The sequence below is a fragment of the Pseudomonas sp. 8209 genome, assembly GCF_028682105.1.
GTDB lineage: Bacteria > Pseudomonadota > Gammaproteobacteria > Pseudomonadales > Pseudomonadaceae > Aquipseudomonas > Aquipseudomonas palmensis.
Genome location: NZ_JANIAH010000001.1, coordinates 298,524 through 322,344, shown reverse-complemented (window position 1 = coordinate 322,344; position 23,821 = coordinate 298,524). Strand labels below are relative to the sequence as shown.

21 protein-coding genes are annotated in these 23,821 nt (G+C 62.5%); 16 read left to right on the top strand and 5 right to left on the bottom strand.

All coding sequences use genetic code 11. The annotated features are described in order from the left end of the window. Nucleotides 1-3: 3 nt before the first annotated feature. Nucleotides 4-1,179: an acyl-CoA dehydrogenase family protein gene (locus tag NP552_RS01395; protein ID WP_213086009.1), complete on the bottom strand. Its 1,176-nt coding sequence runs from the start codon at nucleotides 1,177-1,179 to the stop codon at nucleotides 4-6. 241 nt (nucleotides 1,180-1,420) lie between these two features. On the opposite strand from NP552_RS01395, the gene NP552_RS01390 reads away from it, so the two are divergent. Next, nucleotides 1,421-1,636: a TOBE domain-containing protein gene (locus NP552_RS01390; protein WP_043862773.1), complete on the top strand. Its 216-nt coding sequence runs from the start codon at nucleotides 1,421-1,423 to the stop codon at nucleotides 1,634-1,636. Between the two features lie 43 nt (nucleotides 1,637-1,679). Here the strand turns inward: NP552_RS01390 and NP552_RS01385 are convergent, their stop codons facing one another. Continuing rightward, entirely contained in the window at nucleotides 1,680-2,630 is a 951-nt protein-coding gene (locus tag NP552_RS01385) for a site-specific integrase (RefSeq protein ID WP_116054006.1), read from the bottom strand. 177 nt (nucleotides 2,631-2,807) lie between these two features. Here NP552_RS01385 and NP552_RS01380 point away from each other — a divergent pair, with 177 nt between their 5' ends. Further along, the gene (locus NP552_RS01380; protein ID WP_116054003.1) at nucleotides 2,808-3,830 is read left to right on the top strand and encodes a DNA-binding protein; all 1,023 of its coding nucleotides are present in this window, start codon (nucleotides 2,808-2,810) and stop codon (nucleotides 3,828-3,830) included. A 61-nt stretch (nucleotides 3,831-3,891) separates the two neighbouring features. On the opposite strand, the gene NP552_RS01375 is transcribed toward NP552_RS01380, so the two are convergent. After that, the gene (locus tag NP552_RS01375) at nucleotides 3,892-4,407 is read right to left on the bottom strand and encodes a GNAT family N-acetyltransferase (protein WP_210015174.1); all 516 of its coding nucleotides are present in this window, start codon (nucleotides 4,405-4,407) and stop codon (nucleotides 3,892-3,894) included. Between the two features lie 166 nt (nucleotides 4,408-4,573). Between NP552_RS01375 and NP552_RS01370 the strand changes: the two genes are divergently transcribed. The 7 genes from NP552_RS01370 to NP552_RS01340 all read left to right on the top strand — a co-directional run bounded on the left by NP552_RS01370 (nucleotide 4,574) and on the right by NP552_RS01340 (nucleotide 11,413). Next, nucleotides 4,574-5,905 (top strand): flavin-containing monooxygenase, encoded by a 1,332-nt coding sequence (locus NP552_RS01370; RefSeq protein ID WP_236066318.1) that lies wholly within the window; start codon nucleotides 4,574-4,576, stop codon nucleotides 5,903-5,905. Then, nucleotides 5,905-6,315 (top strand): RidA family protein, encoded by a 411-nt coding sequence (locus NP552_RS01365; protein ID WP_003182257.1) that lies wholly within the window; start codon nucleotides 5,905-5,907, stop codon nucleotides 6,313-6,315. Before NP552_RS01370 ends, NP552_RS01365 begins: the two co-directional genes overlap by 1 nt. Nucleotides 6,316-6,325: 10 nt before the next feature. After that, nucleotides 6,326-7,000 carry a DUF1028 domain-containing protein gene (locus NP552_RS01360; RefSeq protein ID WP_210015175.1) on the top strand — a complete coding sequence of 225 codons (675 nt, stop codon included), beginning with the start codon at nucleotides 6,326-6,328 and terminating at the stop codon, nucleotides 6,998-7,000. Further along, the gene (gene argE / locus NP552_RS01355) at nucleotides 6,993-8,153 is read left to right on the top strand and encodes an acetylornithine deacetylase (protein ID WP_210015176.1); all 1,161 of its coding nucleotides are present in this window, start codon (nucleotides 6,993-6,995) and stop codon (nucleotides 8,151-8,153) included. Before NP552_RS01360 ends, argE begins: the two co-directional genes overlap by 8 nt. Nucleotides 8,154-8,286: 133 nt before the next feature. Continuing rightward, nucleotides 8,287-9,327 (top strand): ABC transporter substrate-binding protein, encoded by a 1,041-nt coding sequence (locus NP552_RS01350; protein WP_043862780.1) that lies wholly within the window; start codon nucleotides 8,287-8,289, stop codon nucleotides 9,325-9,327. 283 nt (nucleotides 9,328-9,610) lie between these two features. Continuing rightward, entirely contained in the window at nucleotides 9,611-10,105 is a 495-nt protein-coding gene (locus NP552_RS01345) for a DUF2599 domain-containing protein (RefSeq protein WP_123752678.1), read from the top strand. A 36-nt stretch (nucleotides 10,106-10,141) separates the two neighbouring features. Then, entirely contained in the window at nucleotides 10,142-11,413 is a 1,272-nt protein-coding gene (locus NP552_RS01340) for a DUF2599 domain-containing protein (RefSeq protein WP_123752679.1), read from the top strand. A 102-nt stretch (nucleotides 11,414-11,515) separates the two neighbouring features. Here the strand turns inward: NP552_RS01340 and NP552_RS01335 are convergent, their stop codons facing one another. Then, nucleotides 11,516-12,427 (bottom strand): LysR substrate-binding domain-containing protein, encoded by a 912-nt coding sequence (locus NP552_RS01335; protein ID WP_043862783.1) that lies wholly within the window; start codon nucleotides 12,425-12,427, stop codon nucleotides 11,516-11,518. 220 nt (nucleotides 12,428-12,647) lie between these two features. On the opposite strand from NP552_RS01335, the gene NP552_RS01330 reads away from it, so the two are divergent. The 4 genes from NP552_RS01330 (at nucleotide 12,648) to NP552_RS01315 (ending at nucleotide 14,902) form a co-directional block, all read left to right on the top strand. After that, entirely contained in the window at nucleotides 12,648-12,857 is a 210-nt protein-coding gene (locus NP552_RS01330) for a hypothetical protein (RefSeq protein WP_210015177.1), read from the top strand. 23 nt (nucleotides 12,858-12,880) lie between these two features. Continuing rightward, a complete protein-coding gene (locus NP552_RS01325) occupies nucleotides 12,881-13,150 on the top strand; it encodes a hypothetical protein (RefSeq protein WP_043862785.1) in 270 nt (89 codons plus the stop codon). Between the two features lie 95 nt (nucleotides 13,151-13,245). Continuing rightward, on the top strand, nucleotides 13,246-13,932 hold the full coding sequence (locus tag NP552_RS01320; RefSeq protein ID WP_054914513.1) for a helix-turn-helix transcriptional regulator: 687 nt from the start codon (nucleotides 13,246-13,248) through the stop codon (nucleotides 13,930-13,932). A 52-nt stretch (nucleotides 13,933-13,984) separates the two neighbouring features. Beyond that, on the top strand, nucleotides 13,985-14,902 hold the full coding sequence (locus tag NP552_RS01315) for a pyridoxal-phosphate dependent enzyme (RefSeq protein ID WP_054914512.1): 918 nt from the start codon (nucleotides 13,985-13,987) through the stop codon (nucleotides 14,900-14,902). Between the two features lie 6 nt (nucleotides 14,903-14,908). Here NP552_RS01315 and NP552_RS01310 read toward each other — a convergent pair whose 3' ends face one another. Next, nucleotides 14,909-15,616 (bottom strand): MgtC/SapB family protein, encoded by a 708-nt coding sequence (locus tag NP552_RS01310; protein WP_043862787.1) that lies wholly within the window; start codon nucleotides 15,614-15,616, stop codon nucleotides 14,909-14,911. 558 nt (nucleotides 15,617-16,174) lie between these two features. Between NP552_RS01310 and NP552_RS01305 the strand changes: the two genes are divergently transcribed. The 3 genes from NP552_RS01305 to NP552_RS01295 are packed head-to-tail and all read left to right on the top strand — an operon-like array spanning nucleotide 16,175 to nucleotide 23,815. Then, nucleotides 16,175-16,663: a hypothetical protein gene (locus tag NP552_RS01305; RefSeq protein ID WP_146095014.1), complete on the top strand. Its 489-nt coding sequence runs from the start codon at nucleotides 16,175-16,177 to the stop codon at nucleotides 16,661-16,663. 47 nt (nucleotides 16,664-16,710) lie between these two features. Next, nucleotides 16,711-18,756, top strand: coding sequence for a hypothetical protein (locus tag NP552_RS01300; RefSeq protein ID WP_123752682.1), 2,046 nt, complete (start codon nucleotides 16,711-16,713; stop codon nucleotides 18,754-18,756). Continuing rightward, nucleotides 18,743-23,815 (top strand): RHS repeat-associated core domain-containing protein, encoded by a 5,073-nt coding sequence (locus tag NP552_RS01295; protein ID WP_274096318.1) that lies wholly within the window; start codon nucleotides 18,743-18,745, stop codon nucleotides 23,813-23,815. The genes NP552_RS01300 and NP552_RS01295 overlap by 14 nt, the downstream gene beginning before the upstream one ends. Nucleotides 23,816-23,821: the final 6 nt, after the last annotated feature.

Here is a 23,821-nt window from a genome sequence, read left to right as displayed (position 1 = left end):
ACACTATGAATAGAACGTCGGAATCGGCAGGCGCTGGTTCAAGGCCCAGTCGCCCAGTTCGTGGAGTTTGTAATCCAGCGGGTCGTGCAGGCTCTGGGTGCGCAGATTGCGCCAGTGCCGGTCGAGCCCCACCGAGGCCTGCGTGGCGCGGGCGCCGGTGACCTCGAAGACCTTGCTGCACAGCTCCAGGCCGTCGCGGCTGGCCGCCACCTTGGCGGTGGCGATGGCCACCGCCACGCGGCCGCGCTGGTCTGCGCCGAGCGCGGCGCCCTTGGCCCAGGCCCGGTCGAGTTCGCCGGCGGCGTTGTCGAGCAGCAGCCGGGCGCCTTGCAGGCGTACCCAGAAGTCGCCGAAGTGGCCCAGTACATAAGGATCGTCGCGGCTATCAAGGGCCGTGGACTTGAACCAGGGCCGGGTCTCGTTGAGGGTGTACTGGCGCGCTTCTTCGAACGCGCCTTCGGCGATGCCCAGGCAGATGTTGGCGAAATGCAGCTGGGCGATCAGCGGCCGCAGGCAGGCGAACGGCGTGCTCAGCGGGCCGGGGTCGAGCAGCAGGTCGCCTTCTTCCACGCGCACCCGTTCGAAGGTGGCGCTGCCGCTGTCGGTCTGGCGCTGGCCCATGTTGTGCCAGTCGTCGTGCAGGGTGATGCCGGTGCGACCGCTGGGTATCGCGGCAATCAGCAGCTTGCCCCCGGCAGCCTCGTCCACGGCCGAGGCAATCAGCATTTGTGAATCGCTGGCGCCCGAGCAGAAGCTCTTCTTGCCGGAGAATTCACGCCAGCTGCCGTGGTGCTTGACGATGGTGCGGGTGTCGAGGGGGTTGAGGGCATTGCCCCAGAACCAGTTCTTGCGCGCCGTCAGCTCGTACCAGGGCTGCCATTGCGAAGGTGCGCCGAACAGACGCACGGTGGCCAGCATCAGGTGGTGAAAGCCGAACACATGGGCAATGGAGCTGTCGACCCGGGCGAATTCGCGCACCACATCGAAGGTCTGGCTCCAGGTGGCGTTCAGCCCGCCGAACTCGCGGGGGATGCTCAGGGCCAGCAGGCCGCTGGCACGCAGGGCATCGCGCTCGGCCTTGGGCGTGCCGCCCTTGCGGTCGCGCTCTACCACGCTGCGGCTGAATGTCTGGGCCAGGTCGCGGGCAATCTGCAGCGGGGTCGATCGAGGGGTATGCAACGTGGCGCTCACGCGGGTTACCTGTGCAAAAAGGTTCGGGCCTCAAGGCCGGGCCCTGTCGATGCTAAATGATCTAAAAAACCTTAAATAAATAACGTTTAGGAATGTTGATATACAGCTTTTCATATTCCAAACAGATCTATATTTGTCGTTATTTATTCTTTTTGATTTTTATCTTTGCGGTGCACTCTGCATTCACGCACTGCAACGTCGGTGCTCCCAACTGCTAAGGAGCCACACCATGACCATCAAGGCGATCAACGTACGTAACCAGTTCAAGGGCACCATCAAGGAGATCATCGAGGGGCCGGTGGTCTCGGAAATCGACGTGCAGACCCAGGCCGGCATCGTCACCTCGGTGATCACCACGCGGTCGGTGCATGAGCTGGAACTGAGGATTGGCAGCGAGGTGATCGCGTTCGTGAAATCGACCGAGGTGTCGATCGCGAAGCTGTGAGAGGGGTGTGACGGTGAGCGCCGGGTGGCCCTCACCGCAATGCTCAGTCGGCTGTCAGCACGTCCCTTCTGGCCGGCAACACTTCCAGCTCCCCGAACGACACCGACGCATCCACGTAGCGCAGCGCCGATTTCACGTCGCGCCAGCCCACGTGGGCCATCAGCGCTTTCATGTCCCAGCCATTGCCACTGGCCCAGGTGGCAAAGCCACGACGCAGCGAGTGGCTGCTGTAGAGGCTGGCGGGTAGCCCGGCATCTGCAAAAATCCGCCTCAGCAGCACGATCAGGCTGCCACTGTTGAGCGCCTGCTCGCCCAGGTTGCCCCAGCGATCGAGCTTGCGAAACACCGGCCCGCGGGCGATGCCCGCCACGCTGATCCAGTCGATGTAGGCCTGTACCGGGCACAGGCTCTTCAGGGCAGGGGTGCGATGACTGACCCCGCGGCCCTGCCGGTCCCCTTTGCTTTGCGCCAGGTACAGCTGCATGCCCACGCCCGCCTGGGCCTGAATGTGCTCCACGCGCAGGCGCGCCAGTTCATCGCCCCTGAACCCTCGCCAGAACCCGATCAGCAGCAGGGCGACATCGCGCCGTGCGCGCAGCAGCTCGGGCAGGCAGTGCGCCTGTTGCGCCTGTGCGGCCTTGGTGTGCAGTGCGTCGACCGTGCGCTGCAGGTGTTCCAGGGTCAGGGCGGCTGCCTGGCGCTCCTGCGCCGGGTGCACCGCGCGTATGCCCTTGAGCATCTGGCGCACCAGCGGCGCCTTGGTGGGGTCGGGAAAGCCCTGGCTGGTGTGCCACTGGCCCAGCGCGGCCAGGCGCTGGCGCAAGGTGTTGATCGAGTGCTGCTCGGCGTAATCGGCCAGGTAGCGCGCGATGCTGTCGGCCGTGGCCGGTAGAAAGCCACCCCAGCTCACCTCGAAATGCTCCACGGCCGCGCGGTAGCTGCGCCGCGTGTTGTCCCTTACGGCTGCGTCCAGGTAGCGATCGAGCTTGTTCATCGGCAGGTTCTCCATCGGTGTATGGCTGAGCGACTGCAACCGGGCGTTTTTTGCCTATCACATGTGATAAGCCTTGATTATTTCATCTTTTATTCTGATTTCTATAGGCATTTTTTCAATTTCATTTAGTATGTATCTACATAGTACGTACCACATTACGAAATAGTAGGAGCACCCATGGCCCGTGGCGGTATCAACAAGGCAATCGTGCAGAAGGCGCGTCAGGCGCTATTGGCCCGTGGCGAACACCCCAGTATCGATGCCGTACGCATCGAGCTGGGCAACACCGGGTCCAAGACCACGATTCACCGCTACCTCAAGGAGCTGGACGCGCAGCAACCGACACTGGCAGCGGACAAGCCGGGCATGAGCGAAGCCCTGGCCAACCTGGTCAGTCAGCTGGCCCAGCAACTGGTGGAGGAGGGCGACGCGCGTATCGAAGCGGCGCAGAACGTGTTCGACCATGAAAAGGCGGCCTTGCAGGGCGAACTGCAGGCGATCCAGCAGGCGCTGGCGACCCTGCAGCAGCAACACCAGATTCAGGCCGAGGCGCTGGCGGGTGAGTCGGCGCAGCTGGCCACGACCCGCAGTACCCTGCAGACCGAGCAGACGCGCAATGCCACCTTGAATCAGGCGGTAGGTGAGTTGAACCTGCGCCTGAACGACAAGGACGAGCAGATCCAGTCGCTGGAAGACAAGCACCAGCATGCCCGCGATGCGCTGGAGCATTACCGCACCGCCACCCGTGAGCAGCGCGAGCAGGATCAGCGCCGGCATGAGGCGCAGGTACAGCAGTTGCAGGTCGAGGTGCGTCAGTTGCAGCAGAGCCTGATCGTCAAGCAGGACGAACTGACGCGGCTCAACCGCGACAACGAGCGCTTGCTGGTGGAGGCGCGGCAGGTGCAGCGTGAGCGGCAGGCGCTGCAGGACCAGCAGGCGCAACAGGCACAGGAGATCAAGACCTTGATGGCCAGCCTGGCGCAGTCGCTGGGTGCGCGGGAGGAGCTGTTGCGGCAGAACCAGGTGCTGGGGCAGCAGGTGGAGCAGGGGGCGGGTGAACAACGCCAGCAACAGCAGGTGATTGAGCAATTGCAGGCGCAGGTCGAGCAGCGCGATGCAGAGCTGGAGGCCTTGAAGGCAAAGGAGCAAGCCTCAGACCAAGCTGAAGCCGAGCAGACAGGGCTGCCGACTCACCCCTGACAGGGCAGGGTGCGTTGCAGCGAATCTAGGAGCCGGCCTTGCCGGCGTCTTGGGGCGCCAGCTAGTCGCGCAATGACAAGCGCATCGCACACCGCCCCTGCAACCCTCGCGAAGCCTCGTACGCCATCTGCCGGCGCAACATACCGCTTAACGACGCCTCTTCCAGCCTCTCGAAACCCAACCGTGCATAAAACGGTGCATTCCACGGCACCGCCACAAAGGTGGTGAGGGTCAGGGCCGCGAAGCCCTGGGCCTCGGCATGCGCGCGCACGGCCGCAATCAATCGCCGACCCAGGCCCTGGCCTTGCTGCGCATGATCCACCGCCAGCTCTTCGATGTGCAGCGACTCATCGAACACGCTGGCACACACGAAGCCAATCGGGCGATCCCGCCCATCCACCACCACCCACTCGAGCCCGGCAGCCACGAACTCCAGGTGCTCGACGCTGCTGAGCACCGTGTGCTCGGCAATCCACGCCAGTGCCGGCACTTGCACAAAGGCCTGGGCCGCAGAGCGCTCTATGGCAGGCAGCAGGGGAGCATCGGTAGGGGTGGCCAGGCGAATGGAAAAGGACATCGGGCACGCTCTGCAATGGGAACCCACGCAGTCTGTGCAAAGCACCAGGGTTGTGCAAGCGCCCCTGGCATGGGCAATACGGGGGCACGCTTTTTCCTTGCCAGTGGCGACATAAATCATAATTTCGCTAATACCCGGCGGCGCACAGAATGCGGGCAACCCCCTCATGCAGAAGCGCACAGCCATGACCGTTGAAAAAACCCGAATTGATACGCTTGTAGTAGGCGCCGGTCAGGCCGGCGTGGCCATGAGTGAGCACCTGGGCCGCCTCGGGGTGCAGCACCTGGTGCTGGAACGCAACCGCATCGCCGAAGCCTGGCGCACCGGTCGCTGGGACTCGCTGGTGGCCAACGGCCCGGCCTGGCACGACCGCTTCCCGGGCCTGGAATTCGAAGGCCTGGATGCCGATGCCTTCGCCGGCAAGGATCAGGTGGCGGCCTACTTCGAGACCTATGCCAAGAAGATCGACGCGCCCATTCGTACCGGTGTCGAAGTGCTCAAGGTCGAACGCAACGAAGGTCGCCCGGGCTTTACGGTGCAGACCTCCACGGGCCTGATCGAGGCCAACCAGGTGGTGGTGGCCACCGGGCCGTTCCAGCGCCCGGTGATCCCGCCCATCGCCCCGCAGCTTCCCGGCATCACCCAGCTGCATTCGGCCGACTACCACAACCCCCGGCAATTGCCCGAAGGCGCGGTGCTGGTGGTGGGCGCGGGCTCCTCGGGTGTGCAGATCGCCGATGAACTGCAGCGCGCCGGCAAGCAGGTGTACCTGTCGGTGGGCGCGCACGATCGCCCGCCACGCGCCTACCGCAATCGCGACTTCTGCTGGTGGCTGGGGGTGCTCGGCCTGTGGGACGCCGAAGGCGTGCAGCCCGGCAAGGAGCACGTGACCATCGCGGTCAGCGGTGCCCGTGGCGGACATACCGTGGACTTTCGCAAGCTGGCCCACCAGGGCATCACGCTGGTGGGCCTGACCCGCGCATTCGATCAAGGTGTGGTCAGCTTCGAGGCCAACCTGGCCGAGAACATCGCCCGCGGCGACGAGAACTACCTGGCGCTGCTCGATGCCGCCGACGACTACATTGCACGCAACGGCCTGGACCTGCCCGAAGAACCCGAAGCACGCCACATGCTGCCCGACCCGCAGTGCCTGACCCAACCGATTCTTGAGCTGGACCTGGCCAAGGCCGGTGTCACCTCGATCATCTGGGCCACCGGCTACTCGACCGACTACAGCTGGCTGAAGGTCGATGCCTTCAAGCCCGACGGCAAGCCACAGCATCAGCGCGGTGTGTCCCGCGAACCGGGGATCTATTTCGTCGGCCTGCCGTGGCTGTCGCGCCGTGGCTCCGCCTTTATCTGGGGCGTGTGGCACGACGCCCGGCACATCGCCGAGCACATCGTGAAACAGCGCACCTATTTCGACTACCGCGACGCCGCGCAACGCGAGGCTGCCGCCCACTGTGATTCCAACGTCCAGAAACTGGGAGTACGTTGATGCCTACCCATACCCGCATCCGCATGTTCAACACCAAGGATACCTACCCCAACCAGACCCTGGACAACGACCTGTGCCAGGCCGTGCGTGCCGGCAACACGGTCTACGTGCGTGGCCAGGTGGGCACCGATTTCGACGGTCAACTGGTCGGCCTTGGCGACCCACGGGCCCAGGCCGAGCAGGCCATGCGCAACGTCAAGCAACTGCTCGAAGAAGCCGGCAGCGACCTGAGCCACATCGTCAAGACCACCACCTACCTGATCGACCCGCGCTACCGCGAGCCGGTGTACCAGGAGGTCGGCAAATGGCTCAAGGGCGTGTTTCCGATTTCCACCGGGCTGGTGGTCAGTGCCCTGGGCCAACCGCAATGGCTGATGGAAATCGACGTGATCGCGGTGATCCCCGAATAAGGAGCGGCACATGACTTTTTCTATCGTCGGACGCTGCGCCGAAACCGGCCAGCTGGGTATCGCCATCAGCTCGTCGAGCATCGCCGTGGGCGCGCGTTGCCCCTGGCTGCGCGCCGGCGTGGGCGCGGTGTCGAGCCAGAACATCACGTTGCCGGCGCTGGGCCCGCAGATACTCGATGGCCTGGCCGACGGGCTGGCCCCCGCCACGGCCCTGGACCAGGCGCTGTCGAGCAATGGCTATGGCCAGTACCGTCAGGTAGCGGTGGTGGATGCCCAGGGGCGCACCGCACTCTTCAGTGGCAGCCACGCACTGGGCACCCACAATGCAGTGGCAGGCGATCAATGCGTGGCCGCCGGCAACCTGCTGGCCAGCAGCGCGGTGATCGAACGCATGGTCGAGGCCTTCGAGCGCAGCGAGGGCTGCCTGGCCGCCCGGTTGCTCACGGCATTGCAGGCGGGGCAGGCCGCAGGCGGCGAGGCCGGGGGGGTGCACTCGGCGGCACTGTCGGTGGTCGGCGACCTGACCTGGCCGATCGTCGACCTGCGGGTGGACTGGGCCGACGAGAATCCCATCGGCGAACTGCACAAACTGTGGACCGCCTATGAACCCCAGTTGCAGGACTACCTGACCCGCGCCCTGGACCCGACGCAGGCGCCCAGCTACGGAGTGCCCGGCGATGAGTGAATGGCGCAGCCGCACCCTGCTGGCGCAGCTGGTCGGCTTCGCCACGGTGAGTCGGGATTCGAACCTGGCGCTGATCGAGTTCGTGCGCGATTACCTGGACGATCTGGGGGTGGACTGCGAGCTGATCTACAACGCCGAACGCACCAAGGCCAACCTGCTGGCCAGCATCGGCCCGGGTGTGGAGGGTGGCGTGGTGCTGTCCGGACACACCGATGTGGTACCGGTGGACGGCCAGGCCTGGACGGTGCCGCCGTTCGACCTGAGCGAGCAGGACGGCAAGCTGTACGGCCGGGGCACTGCCGACATGAAAGGCTACCTGGCCTCGGTGCTGGCGGCGGTGCCGCTGTTTCTGGCAAGCCCGTTGCGCCGCCCGGTACACCTGGCGTTTTCGTATGACGAAGAGGTGGGTTGCCTGGGGGTACGCAGCCTGCTCGAGGTGTTGCCACGGCGTATCCCGATGCCGGCGCTGTGCCTGATCGGCGAACCCACCGAACTCAAGCCGGTGCTCGGGCACAAGGGCAAGCTGGCCATGCGCTGCCATGTGCACGGCGCGGCCTGTCATTCGGCCTACGCGCCCTATGGCGTCAACGCCATCGAGCAGGCGGCGCGGCTGATCGGCCAGCTGGGGGCAATCGGTAAGCGTCTGGCGGCGCCGGAGCTTCACGACGAACGATTTGACCCGGCATTTTCGACCGTGCAGGTGGGCACGATCCAGGGCGGCACGGCGCTGAACATCGTGCCGGCCGATTGCCGTTTCGATTTCGAGGTGCGGGCGCTGCCGGCGTTCGCCCCGCAAGCGGTGGCCGATGAATTGCAGGCGTTTGCCGCGCGCGAAGTAGTGCCGGCGATGCAGGCGGTCAATGCCGACAGCGGCATTCGTTTCGAAGCACTGTCGAGCTACCCGGGGCTTGCCACGCCACCGGACAGCGCGGCGGCGCAGCTGATTGCCCGGCTGTGCGGCAGCGATGCCTTCAGCACGGTGGCCTTTGGCACCGAAGGCGGGCTGTTCGACCAGGCGGGGATACCGGCGGTGGTCTGCGGGCCGGGCAGCATGGACCAGGGACACAAGCCGGACGAATACGTCAGCGTCGAACAGCTGGCTGGTTGTGACCGGCTGATGGAGCGTCTGGCGGCGTTTTTGAGCGAGACATAACACACAGATCGGCATACGAGCCGGCCAACGTTGCACCTTTTACTGCCGTAGAGCAGGACGACCGTACCCGCGGTCGCCTAACAAAACCCCGCCGGCGCGCACGAGCGTGCCGGCCTAGTCGAGGAAGTGAGCCATGACCCGATCCTTGCGTTGCAGCGTTCCGTTTGCCCTGGCCCTGTTGAGCAGTGCCGTGTTTGCCGCCCCGCAGAACCTGACCGTCATCTCGTTTGGCGGCGCCACCAAGCAGGCACAGGAAAAGGCCTACTTCCAGCCATTCAATGCCAGCGGTGCGGGCACCGTGGTGGCAGGCGAGTACAACGGCGAGCTGTCGAAAATCAAGGCCATGGTCGACGTCGGCCACACCAGCTGGGATGTGGTCGAGGTCGAAAGCCCCGAGCTGTTGCGCGGCTGTGATGAAGGCCTGTTCGAGAAACTCGACCCGCAACGTTTCGGTGACCAGGCCAATTTTGTGCCCGGCACCTTCACCGAGTGCGGCGTGGCCACCTATGTATGGTCGATGGTGATGGCCTACGACCATGCCAAGCTGGCCAAGGGGCCGACCTCATGGGCGGACTTCTGGAACGTGAAGGACTTCCCCGGCAAGCGCGGCCTGCGCAAGGGCGCCAAGTACACCCTGGAGATCGCCTTGCTCGCCGACGGCGTCAAGCCCGATGAGTTGTACAAGGTGCTCGGCACCCCTGAAGGGGTGAGCCGCGCGTTCGCCAAGCTGGACCAGATCAAGTCCAACATCCAGTGGTGGGAAGCCGGGGCGCAACCTGCGCAGTGGTTGATTGCCGGCGATGTGGTGATGAGCGCGGCGTACAACGGGCGCATCGCGGCTGCGCAGAAGGAGGGCATGAAGCTGAGCATCGTATGGCCGCAGAGCCTGTTCGACCCTGAATACTGGGCGGTGGTGAAGGGTACGCCGAACAAGAAACTGGCCGAGGATTTCATTGCGTTCGCCAGCCAGCCACAGGCGCAGAAGGTGTTCTCGGAAAACATTCCGTATGGCCCGGTAAACAAGCAGACCCTGGGTTTGCTGCCAGCCGAAGTACAGAAGCAGCTGCCCACTGCCGAAGCCAACCTGGCCCAGGCGCGAGCAGTGGATGCGGCGTTCTGGGTTGACCATGGCGAGGAGCTGGAACAACGCTTCAATGCCTGGGCGGCGCGCTGATTCGAGCCAATATCCCACCCAGGCCTTAGCCCCCGCTACTGATACTTCTGTCAGTAGCGGGCTGGTGTTGCTCACCGTTACTGTTTGCCTTGCCGTTGGGCAGACAGTGGGAGAGCGATATGAACACCTTGCGACATACGCTGGCCCGGCCTGTCCGTACCGAACAAGCCCCCCTGGAACATCGAGACGCGCCGCCCGTATGCGCGTCACCAGCCCGCAATGGCAGCCAACGGCAACCCCTGAAGTGTGATCGACATGGGCAATCCTGCCAAAGGAGCCGGTGATGCCCATCCATCTTGCCACCAGAGCTTGTTGTTTGCTGGCAGCAGTACTGCTGACTGGCTGCATCCATCCGAGCCAGCAGTCGACGCCTCATGCGCCAGGCACCCAGGCGTCGAGCAGCGAGCTTTCCTCCGTCGACGCTTCGCCTGGCGAAGCCGCTGCGCGCGCACGTTGCACGCGCTACTTCGAGTCGGGGCAGTGGAGCTACCGCTACGACCCAGGCATCCGCAAGAACGCCTGGACCCTGGAGCTCACGCCTACCTATTGCGGGCGACGCATCCACCAGGACGAAACCAACGCCGCCTACACGGAGCTGTACAAGCGCTACGGCAGTGACTGGCGCTGGCGCCTCGACAACGGGGGCGGCATGCGTCGTCAGTTGGTGTGCCACCTGGCCACCGCCCGCTACAAGAAAACCTGGAACCTGGAGCCTTTTCGACCCGATGTGTCTCATCGCGTATCGGTGGCTGCCGGTTGCAATCCGACGCCACGTTGACAGGCAGTTTCAGCACTGCAGCACAAGGAGTGGACCATGAACAGGTTAAAGGTGTTGATGTTTCTGGGGTGCGTCGCAGCCAGTGCGCCGGGGTTGGCACAGTGGGCGCCTGGCTCACCACGCAGCTCGCTGGAGGACGGCAACGCCACCGTAGCCGACCTCAGGTACAACTACAGCGCAGGCAACTCGCATTGCGGTGATTCAGGCAAACCGCCGTTTCTATGCAGCGGTGTCCTGATGCGCGTCACCCAGCGGCCGCAGAACCCCGGGGCATTTCGCATCTGGGACCCTAGCCCGACCTCGGCGAGAAGTGGCGGAACGTCGTTCTCCTACATACGTTACGACGCAAGGTTCAGGTCAGTGGCGTGGGGATTCAACGACGGTCTGATCATGTATCCCCAGGACCGCAGGCCAGCGGGCAAGGACCTGCTGATGGTGCAGTGCGCCTACAGCATGGATGGCTGGAACTGGTTCAGGAACACACCCTGCGGCACCATGGTCTACGAGGGAGTTGTTTACCCACACAGCCGGCCATGCCAGAGCCAGGGCGTCACCACGCCTCAACAATGGCTCGGGATCTGGTACCAGCCCGCCAAGTACCGCCCGCTGAATCAATGCGGCTTCGACATGCGCAGGGGCGTTGCCAACAGTGCCGGTTACTTCATGCTCATGCTGCAGATGAAAAACATACTGGCCGCAGAAGGGTTCAGCGAGCAGAACGAACTTGTTGTTACGACATGGCCGGCGGGTCGTGCCAGAACCCTGCCCATCCAGGCATTCTTCTATATGCCAGTGGGTGTGCCTGCCCACTGGCCGGCAGGGGTACCGAACGGGCTGGCCGCTGCCAGGCTCAACCAGAAGGAGTTTCGGGCCGACACCGGCATCATCGTGCCCATTGTGCGGCTGACGCCACCTGCCAACATCAATGATCACTTTCGCTTCGACTTTATCGTTGCCGATCAAGCCGAAACAGGTTCGACCGGGGTCGTGCCTCCGAAACCGGTGCCAGGCCGCTGCCCGCGCTACATAGACTCGGTGAAATGGGGCGCGATCAATGGCAACCAGTGGAGCCTGGAAATCAAGCCTTCCGCCTGTACCCGCACTATCGCCGCAGACCAGACCGACCTGGCGTTCCAGGAGCTGCTGAACAAGGCCGGCAGTGACCGGCAGTGGAGCAACACCAACAGCATGCGTCGCCAGTTCGTCTGCCTGCTGACCACGTACCGAACCAAAGCATCCTGGTTCATCGAGCCGCATCGCCCTTATGTGTCCCACGAGGCGGCGGTCAAGGCCAACTGCAACCCCTAGATTGCTGCAGGCCCGCACTTTATTGCGGCCGAGCACAGGTCGTGAGTTGTCGCTTTATTGATACCTGCTGAAACTATACAGCGTGCAGTGATCGGCCCGCTTTCACGCCAGCCACAGCCTGAACTGCTCCTTGCAGTAATCCACGAACAACTGCGCAGGCTTGGTCAGCTGCGCACGTTTGAGCCAGGCGGCCACCAGTGCCGAACCGGTCACGTCTTCGGCGATATCCACGCACACCAGTGGCTGGCCGTCATAGCTGATGGTGGAACGTGGCCGCGTCACCAGCAGTGCGAAACCGAAACCCTGGCCGACCATGCCGCGCACCATCTCGATAGAGGGCGAGCCGAACACGATGTTCGGGTTCAGGCCCAGTTCCTCGAAAATGCTCACGAAATAGGTACGGCTGGGTTGCACGTCCAGCAGTATCATCGGCTCAAGTACCAGGTCGCGCAGCGAGACCTGGGCTTGACCGGCGAAGCGATGGCCAGCAGGCAGCAGGGCGTAGGGCCTTTGCGGCGCGGTCAGCGGCTCGGTTTCGATGGTGCTGTCCAGGTCATGCTGGTAGAAGATCGCCAGGTCGAAGCGGCCGGCCGTCAGCCCTTGTACCAGCTCTTGCTGCTCGCCATCGCGCAGGCGAATTTCCACGCCCGGAAAGCGTTGGCGAAACCCGGCGATCAGCCGCGGCAGATAGAGTGGGGCGACGGTTTCGAAACAGCCGATGTCGATCTGCCCACTCACCACGTCGTTGTCCGCCAGGGCGTTCTGCTCGAACTCATGGGCCATGCGCAGCAGTTCCTGAGCCTTGCGGTAGAACCGCGCACCGCCCGGGGTCAGTGAAACCCCCTGGGCATGATGCCGAATCAGCAACTGTACGCCGAACCCGTCTTCGAGCCCCTTGATGGCCGTGGATATCGATGGCTGTGCGATGTACAGCTTGCGCGAGGCTTCGGCCACGCTGCCGCATTCGACCGTGGTGACGAAATATCTAAGCTGACGCAGGGTATAGGACGCCACGCAAACACCTCAGGTTGTAGTTTTTGCCTACCTTACCGCGTGCTGGCCTTGCGTGCCCCGCAGGTTGCAGCGGATTTTGCGGGGCACAGAGCATATTTTTCCTTCGCTGGCGGGTACGCGGCCCCTGACCATTGATCGGCTGGCTGGCACCTACCACGTCCAGGGGCCTCGAAAAACTGCAGGGCCCGCATTTGTCGGACCACGACCTGAGGTGACCGCCATGGCTATCGATCCACGCCCGCAGGATGACCCCCTGTGGAAGGACCCGCTCAACGACCCGCGACGCGAACACGACCCGGTGACTGACCCGAACGTGCGTGGCGACGACGATCGCCGCGAACACCCTAACAACGTCGAGGGCATTCCCGACACCAACCCGTCAGTGCCCGAACCTGACGAGCCGACGCCACTGTCGGATGAACGACGCTGAACCTGTACTGGAGGACGCCAAGCATGATTCATGACCCGCGCAACCGCGAGCCCGTTGCTGAAGACCAGCCACAACCGCTGCCGCAAACCTGGAAACGCCCGGACGATGGCAAGAGCCTGCCTGAACGCGATGTGGAGGTGCCGTTGCAGGATGCCGGACGCCCGGACGAAGGAGGGCAGGAGCAGAGCAATACACCCGAACCTCACAAGGAAAACCCCTACAGCCCTGACTTCAAGCCACAACGTGAGCGCAAGCCGCGCACTGATGCCGATATCGATACCGATGGTGGCTAGCACGCGATTTTGTGCTGCGATTATTTTAACGAACCGTTGAAAATTAAACTTTATGTTGATATTTTCTCGGTTCGTTTTTTCTTGTGGTGCGCTCGATGGCCCTCGATACAACCCCTGAACGCCAGCTGGTGCTGGGCGTACTGCACGCAACGGTGCAGATGCTTGGCACTGTGCTGGGACGCACCACCGAGGTGGTCCTGCACGACCTGACCCGGCCGGAACATTCGGTGATTGCCATTGCCAACGGGCATGTCAGTGGGCGTCAGATCGGCAGCCCGGTACTGGCCGGGCCTCGTGAAGACCAGGGGTTCAATGCGGTGCTGCAGGCCCTGCGCGACAAGGGCAGCCATACCCCGGTGGTGGTGGGCAACTACCCGAGCCTGGGCCGCGACGGCAAGACCCTGCGCAGTGCCACTGCGGTGTTCCGCGACGCCTTGGGCGAGCCCTATGCCAGCCTGTGCGTGAACACCGACTTCAGTGGCATCGCCGCCGCCCAGGCGTGCCTGGAACAGCTGCTGCCCGGCACCGGGGCAGCCCCCGGCGAGCCCACCGAGAACCAACCCGACCTCGAGCAGTTGATGGCGCAGATCATTGATGCGGCCCTGCACGACGCACGCAGCCAGGGCCGGCGTATCGCCAAGGCGCAGAAGCTCGAGGCGGTGCGCCAGATGCACGATGGCGGACTGTTCATCGTCAAGGGCGCCGTCGAGAAAGCTGCCGCCGCACTCGGGGTGACACGCTACACCATCTACAACTACCTCGATGAAATCCGCAACCGCTGAGCAAGCGTTGAAATTCAATCGATCGTCGAACTGGCCTGACCTGGAGCCTGGTATGTCCCTGCATCTCGAAACCCCTTTGGTACCTTCGCGCCCGCTCAGCCTGGCCAGCGGCCAGGACGTGTGGCTCAAGCTCGACGCCCTGCAGCCCTGTGGCTCGTTCAAGCTGCGTGGCGTGGGCCTGGCTTGCCAGGCCTATGCCAGGCAAGGCAAGCGCCGCTTCGTGTCCTCGTCGGGGGGCAACGCCGGTATTGCGGTGGCCTATGCGGGCCGCTGCCTGGGCTTGCCGGTGACCGTGGTGGTGCCGCAAACCACCACCGAACGCGCCAGGCAGCTGATTCGCCAGGAGGACGCCGAGGTCATCGTGCACGGCAGCGCCTGGCACGAGGCCAATGCCTATGCGCAATCGCTGCTCACCGACGACGCGGCCTTCATCCACCCCTTCGACGATCCGCTGCTATGGCAAGGCCATGCCAGCCTGATCGACGAGGTGGTCATCAGTGGGTTCAAGCCCGATGCGATCGTGCTCTCGGTGGGCGGGGGCGGCCTGTTGGCCGGGGTGTGCGAGGGGTTGGCGCGTAACGACTGGGCTGACGTGCCGGTATTTGCCGTGGAGACCGACGGCGCCGCCTCGCTGGCTGCCGCGATGGCCAGCAAGGCCCCGACGGCCCTGCCCGCAGTGACCAGCGTGGCGACCTCGCTGGGGGCCAAGCAGGTATGCCAGCAGGCCTTCGAACTCAGCCAGCAACGGCCGATTCACAGCCATGTGGTGACTGACGCTCAGGCGCTGGATGCCTGCGAACGTTTTCTGCTCGACCACCGTATCCTGGTGGAGCCGGCCTGTGGTGCAGCGCTGGCGCTGGCCTATGCACCGAGTGAGGCACTCAAGGCATATCAGTCGGTGCTGGTGGTGGTGTGCGGCGGGGTGACGGCCACCCACGAACAGATCCGCGAGTGGCGCGCCAGTTGCTGAAGCGGGTCAGTCCGACGCCAGCTCGAATACCTGCCAGCGTACCGAACTGACGCCTTTCTCAAGGCTCACCCGGCTGGCCAGGTGCTCGAGCTGCGAGGGCGCCTGCGGGTCGCCCATCAACTCGGCCCGCACCTCCAGCTTGGCCGGGTTGGGCAGGTCTTCACTGTGCAGTGATTGCAGGCGCAGGCCGCTGCTACCAAAGCTGTGCAGCATCAGGCTGCGTACCTGGATCTCGTCTTCGGCGCGGCATACGATGCGCACCTCGTAACGCTGCTCGGCCTCGCTGGCCGGTAACACATCCTGCTGGTTCAGCCGCTGGGCGATGTCACGCAGCAGGATGTTGGCGCATAGAACCATCAGGCTGCCCAGGCTCGCCTCAAGCAGTAACCCCAGGCTGCACAGCACACCGACGGCGGCGGTACACCACAGCGTGGCAGCGGTGTTCAGGCCGCGCACGTTCATGCCGTCGCGCATGATTACGCCGCCGCCCAGAAAACCGATGCCCGACACCACATAGGCCGCCACCCGCGAAGCGTCGGCCGGGAGCATGCCCGGTACGGCCTGGGTCACCAGCACGAACAGGCAGGCGCCGGTGCTCACCAGCGCATTGGTGCGCAGCCCGGTGAGGCGCTGACGCAGTTGACGTTCAGCGCCGATCAGCGCCCCCAGTACCAGCGCGACAGCCACGCGCAGCAAGAATACTTTCCAATCCATGAACCACCTCAAGGCACCGGCAGACAGCCGGCGTCAGCGCACTTGTGCGCGTAAAGATTTCGGGGATGGCAACGGGTACGAGCAGCCGACACACCTCGTCACGATGAGGGGGCGTCAAGCGGGGAGGGGAAATGAAGATGCGTCATCCCGCCAGGGATGCGGATCGCCACTGACCACCGTGTTCGGCGAGCAGTGGCAGAAGGGTCTGCTGGACTAGCTCGCCGGCTGTACCTGTCGCAATCGACTAGGGCAACTGTCCAATGCAGGACTCCTGTGCAGGCTTGCAAAAATGCGGGCGAGAACGTAACGCCATGGTGCGGGCCGGTCAAGGCTTTTGTTGCAAGTGAATGAGTGTGCCAGCCTGGGCAGAGGGTTCAGCACGCGTAACTTTCAATCGATGTGCCCAGTGTTGCCATACACGTTTCATGCCTTGCAACTGGCAATATTACCAGTCTGAAAACACAGGTGCTCAGCATGAACTTGTTTAACTAGCAACTTGACCGGGAGGGCAGTGATCTTACACTCTGAATGCCACGCTGCCAGATAAAGGGCATCCTCATGAACCTCCATTTTTCGCGCACCCTTATTGCTTTCACGCTTTTCGTGATAATGATTGTGCTCTCGCTGGTCATCATCCTTTTCATGAATAAGTCCACAACGCCTCCTCCTGCACCACAGGGTATTTCAGTGTTGCATTTGTACAAGAAAAACAGCGGGGGATGCACTATCCAGATGACCGTCGGCATGCATCGCTTTGCCAACAATGATTGCGACAATGACGAGATGTATAACTTCGCCGTTGAAAACCCTCGGGATGGCGTAAGGTTCGGCATTTACAATGCCGGGCACTGCAATTCGGATGAGTCCTATTCGCACTATAAAATCGTCAATCCGATCTATGGTCAGATGACTGCAAAAATAAGTGTTTCAAAGGCCCATTATGTCGCTATTGGCCAGGAGGTAACCCGGGGCATCATCTCCGAGGGCTTCAAGGATGGGAAGCTGGAGGGCAAGGTGTCCTGCGTCTATGTATCAGCCGATGGATAAAGCACACTCCCGGCAACCCGTTCCACTCAACCGCAGGAAGCGACATCATGGCCCACGTTACAGACACTGCAGTTGCAACCTTGAGTTATTTTCTGATCGAGGCAGATGCGTTCAGAGGACAACAGAATGCCAAAGCACATCTGTTCGCGAATGGTCGTCAAAAATCAAAAGTGATCATAACCTTACAAGCCCGTAACTCGTATGGCGAAGTGGTACTGTTACCAGTTGGCGGCCTCGAGATAATTCCGTACATCACCGCGCCCGGGGGGTGGGTTTCTGGGACGCAGCCGCCCGAAACCGGGATACTGCCTTATGATGAAGGCACCGTCAGAAGTGGCAAGACTTCAAAAAAAAAACATACTGACAGCAATGACTATCAGACCTTTGTACGCTACCTGCATTTGGACCCCAGTGTTGATGCGCGCACGGTGTTCAAGTTTGCAGCCAGGATCAGAGTGCAAAGCAGAGTCTGGACGACCAACAATCTTGATGTCCCGTATGGTGGCCAAGGCGAAGGAGGGCGTTTCAATAGCAGCGTTCAGATAGAGGCTGTAGAACCAACGCAATACAGGGTAGGGCACGGGTTGGTCGTATCCAGGCCTGTGGTGGTGTTCCAGGGCGCCTCCTCAGAGGCCGGAGGGCGTGCGGCACGTGTCGAAAATACCTACGTTACATTGCAGAACCCACGAACCGCCAATGTCGTGAAGATCCACAGCATGCAACAACCCGCCTATGGATCGTCGCTCCACTTGAACAAGGCAACCTGCATCGGAGCCCCCAACAGCACGGCATCGACCCCCACGATCGTGGGCTCAACCGAAATGATGATGGCCTACTACGACCTTCTCAGCCCCCTGAGATCACCGCGTGACGCAATCTGTATTGCGGTGGGCATGATCGCCTACTTCAACGTCGTTCTGAAGAGACTCCAGCAAAGCTACACCTACGGCATGGATGTCTATGGCAACCGCTTCGATCTGTCGGTGCACCTGCATTCCGAAGACCCGAATGCAAGCAACCAGGCACCGTGGGGGTATACCTTGACCGTTGAAGGGGTGCCTCCCCGATCATTCGAGGCGCTTGCATCTTCGCGAGCTGCGCCACCATTGGGGAGTTGGCTGTCGCAGATACGTATGAGACTAGGCTCGCCAACGGGACACCTTTACCCGAATCTGCGCCAGCAGGTGGAAGTTGTAGTGGAAATACAGCCACGCACCAATCAGGACGTCTCCCAGCAAGAGCTCGACAGCGTGTGCCTGCTGCTACGCAACGATGACGGTACCTACACTGCGCTGCAGTGCGAGGATAACGGGCAAGCCCAATGGTTCTACAGGACGGTACGCAACGCCTACGACTACTACCCAGCCACGTCAGCACAGGCCAGCGCGCATGCAGTTTCAGAGGGCGAAGCACTTGCCGTCTACACCCGCCGGTTCTACGTGCATTCCCGTGCCCTTGCGGGCACCAATGTCACCCTTTGGGCGGGCATCACCCGCATACAGGGCGCTGAAGAGTACTTCTACGTCACGGACGGCAGCGAAACCAGTTTCGACGAGCACGTCGATATCAGCACAAAGCCCATCCCTGTGTTCGGCCTTGACGACTACAGCTTTGAGCGGGAACTGGTAGGCGGTGAGGGAAATTCCGATCTTTTCATCTGGGAATATGTGCTGAGCACCTGGGTGGCCTTGCGTGCCGTGGAACCTACGGGTTTCGGGATGATCCAGTGGGCCGTGCGTTCGCCCAGTGACACCCGGGCCTCCCACGTCGGCTACGCCGCCCCGGGCCACAGCGAGGTGTCCTACAACCCTCTGATCGAGCTGGGCGTCGACTTCAGGCCAGTGCCCAGCGTGTCAAGGATACGCCCGCAGAGCGTCGTCGTGGTACTTCAGGGGGGCAACAACATACCGTTTCATAGCCAGTCCTCCCGAGAGCAAGGTGGCCCGCGCCCGCTGTTGTTCGTTGACGCGTATGGCAACGACCACACCTTGATGATCCATTACGCCGATACCTCTGCGTCCGGCTCACGCAGCCTGCGGCTGTCGCTGGCAACGGGTGCCGAAAGCCGGAGCGCCACGGATGACGAGGCCTGACGACGTTACTCGGCGCCTGCGCGCCGGCGCGCTCTACACCCAGGCGAGTAATTTTCTGAGCCATGTAAGCACCGGCGTGGACCCCAGAACCAGCCAGTTCACGCTGGCTTGCGGGCTGCCGGCACTGCACGCCAACCACCTTGCCGGGCCGGTCATTCAACCTGCGCTGCATTTCAGCCCACTGGGCTCGCACACCGACAGCGGGTATGGCCTCGGCTGGACGCTCGGGTTGTCCATGCTCGATTTCAACACCGGTCAGCTACGGATCAATTCGGGCGACACGTTCAAGTTCGATAGCGACCGTTCGGATTTGAGCAAGGGCGGGCAACTGGTGTTCGAAGACCAGAAGCTGTGTTCGTTCGAGGTGTTCACCGTTGACGACAGGGCTCGCTGCTTTCGCATCGACTACAAGGATGGCGTCTGCGAGTACCTCGAGGTCCAGGACAACAGCGGCATGGCCATGCTCAAGCAGATCGTTTCTGCCCAGGGGCGCCGCGCGTACCTTGAATGGCTTGCAGGCAGTGGCCCCTACCTGCTGTGGACCATCCGCGACGAGCAACGTCTGTTGCTGGACGTCCAGCATGATAGGGATGAAACCCGCTTCGTGATGTTTCCGGGTTCTGACAGCACCACAGTCGTCACGCTGCTGCGAAGTGACCGGCTCAATGAGCTGATCCTGCCTGATGGCGGCAACCGCTGGGCCTTCACTTATTGGCAGGATCCGCAAAGCCGATTGCTGTTCCCGAGCAAGGTGCTGGGGCCGCTGGGCAGCACGGACGAAGTCGATTACGCCACGGGGAACAATGGGCTTCGGCTGCCACAGGGCGCGCCGCTGACCGCTTTGCCCAGGGTGTCCACACATCGGCACGACCCCGGTGCGGCCCAGCCGGTGGCCTACACCACCTACGCCCTGATCGGCTCCAACAACTGCTTTGGCTACGGGGGTGTCTCGGCAGGTGAATGGGCAGACGGCAAGGACAACCTCTATCTTCTGCCACGTTATGACTATGGATGCCTGCAAACCCTGCACGACGAACAGGGGCGCAAGGTGCAAAGTGTCGAATACACCTGGAATCACTATCACCTGCAGACGCAGAAGTTGACCGTGCGCGGCGAGTGCAGGGTTTGCCAGCAGAGCGTGTACGCAGACGACCCTGCAGTGGGTTGGGACGACCAGCCGGCCTGGTGTCAGCTGCCGATTGCCCGCATTACCCGCTATGAAACCGGCAACCGGTTCAGGGAGGAACGCGACACGTGCGAATACGATGCCTATGGCAATGTACTGAACCAGCGATTCGCCGATGGGCGCAGCGAAAGCCGCGAATACTATCCGCTGGGTGGCGCGCAGGGCTGCCCGGATGACGGGGGAAGGTTCGTGCGCTGGCTCAAGCGCTTCACCACTACTGCCCCGGCACCCGATGCACGGTCAGCGGGTCATGTGGCGCACACCGACTATGCCTACGTCAGGCTGCACAAGCGCCAGGCAGAGGATCGACAGCACCTGGTGCTGGACAGCGAAGTGGCTCGGGAAGCGATTGATAGCGGGGAAGTTGAAACGGCCAGAATCCTGCAGCGTGTCGAGCAGGCAGCCGACAGCCCGTTCCATGGCCTACCGATATCCAGTGTCACGCTCTACAACGGCTACGCCGCCACCACGAATTTCCTGCGCACCTTCGAAGGCCCGTTGCTGTGCGAAACCCAGCAACGGATCAGCCATGACCACCTGGTAATCAGCTCATCGACCCTGCGCCACGTGCTGACGGGCCTGACCATCGAAGAACGCAACGAACACGGTACCGTGACCCGTTTTGACCACGACGCACTGGGCCGCACCATACGCCGCATAGAAAGCGCGAACACGCCGTATGCGACCAGCACCCGCTGTACCTACCAGCTGGTTGGCCTGCAGCGTGATCGAACGGTGTACGTCGAGCAGACCGACAGCAACGGCCAGCGCCTGCGTGTGGAGCTGGATGGCCAGGGACGCCCGGTGCGCGAACTGCTCGAGTTTCTGGACAGCCCCGGTGCCCCCCTGCGTGAAGTGCGCCGAGTGACCTACGACGTACAGGGCAATGTCACCAGTGAGACCTCGCAGGACTGGGCTGCCGCCCAGAACACCCCGTTTTGTAGCAGTACGGTGCTCACCGCCTACGATGACTGGGGCTCCGCATGCCGGGTGCAGCATGCAGACGGCACGGTGGACCATACAAAGCACGACCCCATCCAGCGTACCCAAGTGTCCTGGCAACAGAGCGCCACCGGGGAGCAAGGGCCTCGCACCACGCTGTACCTGAATGCAAGCGGCAGTGTCGAACGTGTGGAGCTGCATGAGCCTGGGGGTGGCCCGTTGTTGCGCCGGGAGCGCTGGACACTCGACGCGCTTCAGCGTCCGGTAGCCCATACGATAGAAACGCCCGATGGCGAGCAGCGCACCACGTCCACCGTCTACGACCGTGACGGCCGGGTCGCGCAGCGTACCCTGCAAGACCACAGCCGCGTGAAATGGCGCTTCGCCCCCCACAGCGATGGCGATGCCATTGCAACCCTTTCACTATGCACCGCAACCCGAGAGACGCTGCTGCTCAAGCAGACGTTCGATGGCCTGGATCGCCCCCTGACGCGCGATTGCGGCGGGCAGCAGGAAACCCTGGCGTATGTGTCGGGGCAGATTCCTCCCGAAGCACTCACACGCTCCAACGGCAGTGTCACGCACTTCGGCTATGAACCCGAGCTGGATTATCAGCTCAAGCGCATCGCGCGGCCGAGCGAAAACAGTGAAAGTACCTTCACCTACAGCCCGCCCCACGGTCGCCTTACCCGGGCCACCGGCGGGCTGGGGCAGATAGCTTGGGATTTCACCGCCTCGGGTGTGACCAGTGCCGAGCACTGGCACCATGCAGGACAGCCCCATACCTGCGGCTGGCAGTATTCGTTGAACGGTCGCGTGCTGTCGTTTGCCGATGTACACGGCCAGATGACTTACTGCACCTACGATGCCGTGGGGCGTATCAGTGGCCAGCACTGCGGCCCGCTGGCCTTGCAACTGGGCTACGACGCATTCGGTCGGTTGGCGCAGACCCTCACCACCGACGGCCAGCACGGCCAGTCACAGCAGCAGACCCTGACCTACGACCTCCTGGGCCGTGAGTACACCCGGACATGGGTGTGCCATGGTATCTCGGGTATGCAGCGCTTTCGCCAGCGCTTGAGCTGGACCCAGCAGGATCAGTTAGCGACACGCACGTGGGAATCGCTGGAGGCGGAGCAGGCTACCTTGTTGAGCGAAGAGCACTACCGCTACGACGTGCGCAATCGCCTGGTCGAAGCCACCACGCAAGGGCCTCATCTGGTCACCGACCCCCGCACCGGGCAGCGCATTCGTCGCCAGACGTTCTGTTTCAATGCGCTCGACGGTTATGAACAGATCGACACCGAGTACGAGAATGGTCAATGCAACCACATGAGGTTCGCCTACGACAGCGATGTGGCTGCAGATCGTCCGGTTCAGATCACCCACAGCTGGCCGCAGGCTCTGATCATCGACCTTGAATACGACGCCGCTGGTCAACTGACAAGGGAGCGGCATGACGGACAACTGTGGCGGGCATTGTCCTGGGACAGCCAGGGGCACCTGACGCGCCGGGAGGACGGCACCAGTACCTGCGACTATGCGTATGACCCGCTGGGCCGTCTGATCGAGACCCGCGTCAATGGCACCACGAGCCACCGTTTTTATGACGGCCAGCGTATGGTCAACGAGAAGAGCGACCAGGGCTGGTTGACCTTGATGCGTGCCGGCAGCACCGTGTTCGCCCAGACCCTGCTGAGCCAGGCGGTACGCACGGTTGTGATCGGCGCCAGCGATGGGCAAGGCAGCGTGCAGATTGAAACCGGCGACAGCAATTGCTTTGTGGGTTACAGCGCACATGGCCTGGACAACGGCACCGCGCAAAGCCGGGTGGGCTACGCCGGTGAAGTGCGCGAAACCGACAGTCTGTTGTACATGCCCGGCAGCAACCGCCCTTACGACCCGTGCCTGTTCATGTTCCTCAGCCCCGACAGTGCAAGCCCCGATGGTGCGGGCGGCTTGAACCGCTATGCGTATTGCAGCGGCGACCCGGTCAACCGCGTTGACCCGGACGGGCATGCGTGGTGGAACTGGGTCGTGGCTGGTATCGGGCTGGTGATGGGGGCGATTGCAGTGGTCGTGACTGCCGGCACCGCAGCGCCTGCGGTAGGTGCGGCGTACACAGCTTTGCTCGGTGCCGGTGCGAGTACTGCAGGTGCTGCGGCAGGCGCTGTCGCGGCGGTGGCCACCACATCCATTGCAGGAGCCGTATCGGTGGCAGCGGTAGCGGTGGAAGCCATTGCCCTGGGTAGCGGAGCTGCGTCGATGGCGCTTGAGGCCAGTGGCAACGAAAAGGCTGCGGGCATTCTGGGCTGGATATCGTTCGGAACAGGCCTGGCTTCGTTAGGTATGTCGATTGGGTCGTCTGCGCCAAAAGTTGCCGCGAAGGCCAATCGCCTAGTGGGTGGCCTGCGCAATGGTCAACTGCTGAAAAGAAGCGCTTCGAAGTTTTCCAGCCTGCCGACTGTGACCACGCAACCCCTGAGTTCGGCACCGAAGGGGGCCTGGAAAAGCTTTTCGACGGGGCAGGATAAAATCATCTTCGGTAGCAACCGCCCCGTTGCAGGAAAAAACTTCAATACGCCCCTGAATTATTTCCGCCGTAGAACGAGTGTGAATGCCGTTCCACGGGAGATCTTGATTTTTTCGGGCTCTCACGGCGCACCCGATGGAGCCAACTGGGCCAGTAATGGCATCCGCAGATCAACCTTGATCAATTCAGATTTTTTCCTATCGGATACGGCGACCCATGGTGGCGCAGTGGGAGGAAGAGTGAGGGTAGTCGACCTCAAGGGAATGACGGAGGTGGAGTTTGGCCGCTACCTGAACAATAACGACAGCCATGTGATTCTCGGCTTTTGCTTTGGAATAAATGATCAGGCATTGAGGTTCTACAAGAACCTGGCACCGGTGACGAGTTACGTACCGTAGGGTGCT

Coding starts and splice junctions, on each gene's coding strand:
- NP552_RS01330 (WP_210015177.1), top strand. CDS start 12,648: ATGGCTATCGATCCACGCCCGCAGGATGACCCCCTGTGGAAGGACCCG.
- NP552_RS01385 (WP_116054006.1), bottom strand. CDS start 2,630: ATGAACAAGCTCGATCGCTACCTGGACGCAGCCGTAAGGGACAACACG.
- NP552_RS01305 (WP_146095014.1), top strand. CDS start 16,175: ATGAACCTCCATTTTTCGCGCACCCTTATTGCTTTCACGCTTTTCGTG.
- NP552_RS01370 (WP_236066318.1), top strand. CDS start 4,574: ATGCAGAAGCGCACAGCCATGACCGTTGAAAAAACCCGAATTGATACG.
- NP552_RS01300 (WP_123752682.1), top strand. CDS start 16,711: ATGGCCCACGTTACAGACACTGCAGTTGCAACCTTGAGTTATTTTCTG.
- NP552_RS01390 (WP_043862773.1), top strand. CDS start 1,421: ATGACCATCAAGGCGATCAACGTACGTAACCAGTTCAAGGGCACCATC.
- NP552_RS01325 (WP_043862785.1), top strand. CDS start 12,881: ATGATTCATGACCCGCGCAACCGCGAGCCCGTTGCTGAAGACCAGCCA.
- NP552_RS01350 (WP_043862780.1), top strand. CDS start 8,287: ATGACCCGATCCTTGCGTTGCAGCGTTCCGTTTGCCCTGGCCCTGTTG.
- NP552_RS01365 (WP_003182257.1), top strand. CDS start 5,905: ATGCCTACCCATACCCGCATCCGCATGTTCAACACCAAGGATACCTAC.
- NP552_RS01310 (WP_043862787.1), bottom strand. CDS start 15,616: ATGGATTGGAAAGTATTCTTGCTGCGCGTGGCTGTCGCGCTGGTACTG.
- NP552_RS01380 (WP_116054003.1), top strand. CDS start 2,808: ATGGCCCGTGGCGGTATCAACAAGGCAATCGTGCAGAAGGCGCGTCAG.
- NP552_RS01375 (WP_210015174.1), bottom strand. CDS start 4,407: ATGTCCTTTTCCATTCGCCTGGCCACCCCTACCGATGCTCCCCTGCTG.
- NP552_RS01320 (WP_054914513.1), top strand. CDS start 13,246: ATGGCCCTCGATACAACCCCTGAACGCCAGCTGGTGCTGGGCGTACTG.
- NP552_RS01340 (WP_123752679.1), top strand. CDS start 10,142: ATGAACAGGTTAAAGGTGTTGATGTTTCTGGGGTGCGTCGCAGCCAGT.
- NP552_RS01295 (WP_274096318.1), top strand. CDS start 18,743: ATGACGAGGCCTGACGACGTTACTCGGCGCCTGCGCGCCGGCGCGCTC.
- argE (WP_210015176.1), top strand. CDS start 6,993: ATGAGTGAATGGCGCAGCCGCACCCTGCTGGCGCAGCTGGTCGGCTTC.
- NP552_RS01345 (WP_123752678.1), top strand. CDS start 9,611: ATGCCCATCCATCTTGCCACCAGAGCTTGTTGTTTGCTGGCAGCAGTA.
- NP552_RS01360 (WP_210015175.1), top strand. CDS start 6,326: ATGACTTTTTCTATCGTCGGACGCTGCGCCGAAACCGGCCAGCTGGGT.
- NP552_RS01315 (WP_054914512.1), top strand. CDS start 13,985: ATGTCCCTGCATCTCGAAACCCCTTTGGTACCTTCGCGCCCGCTCAGC.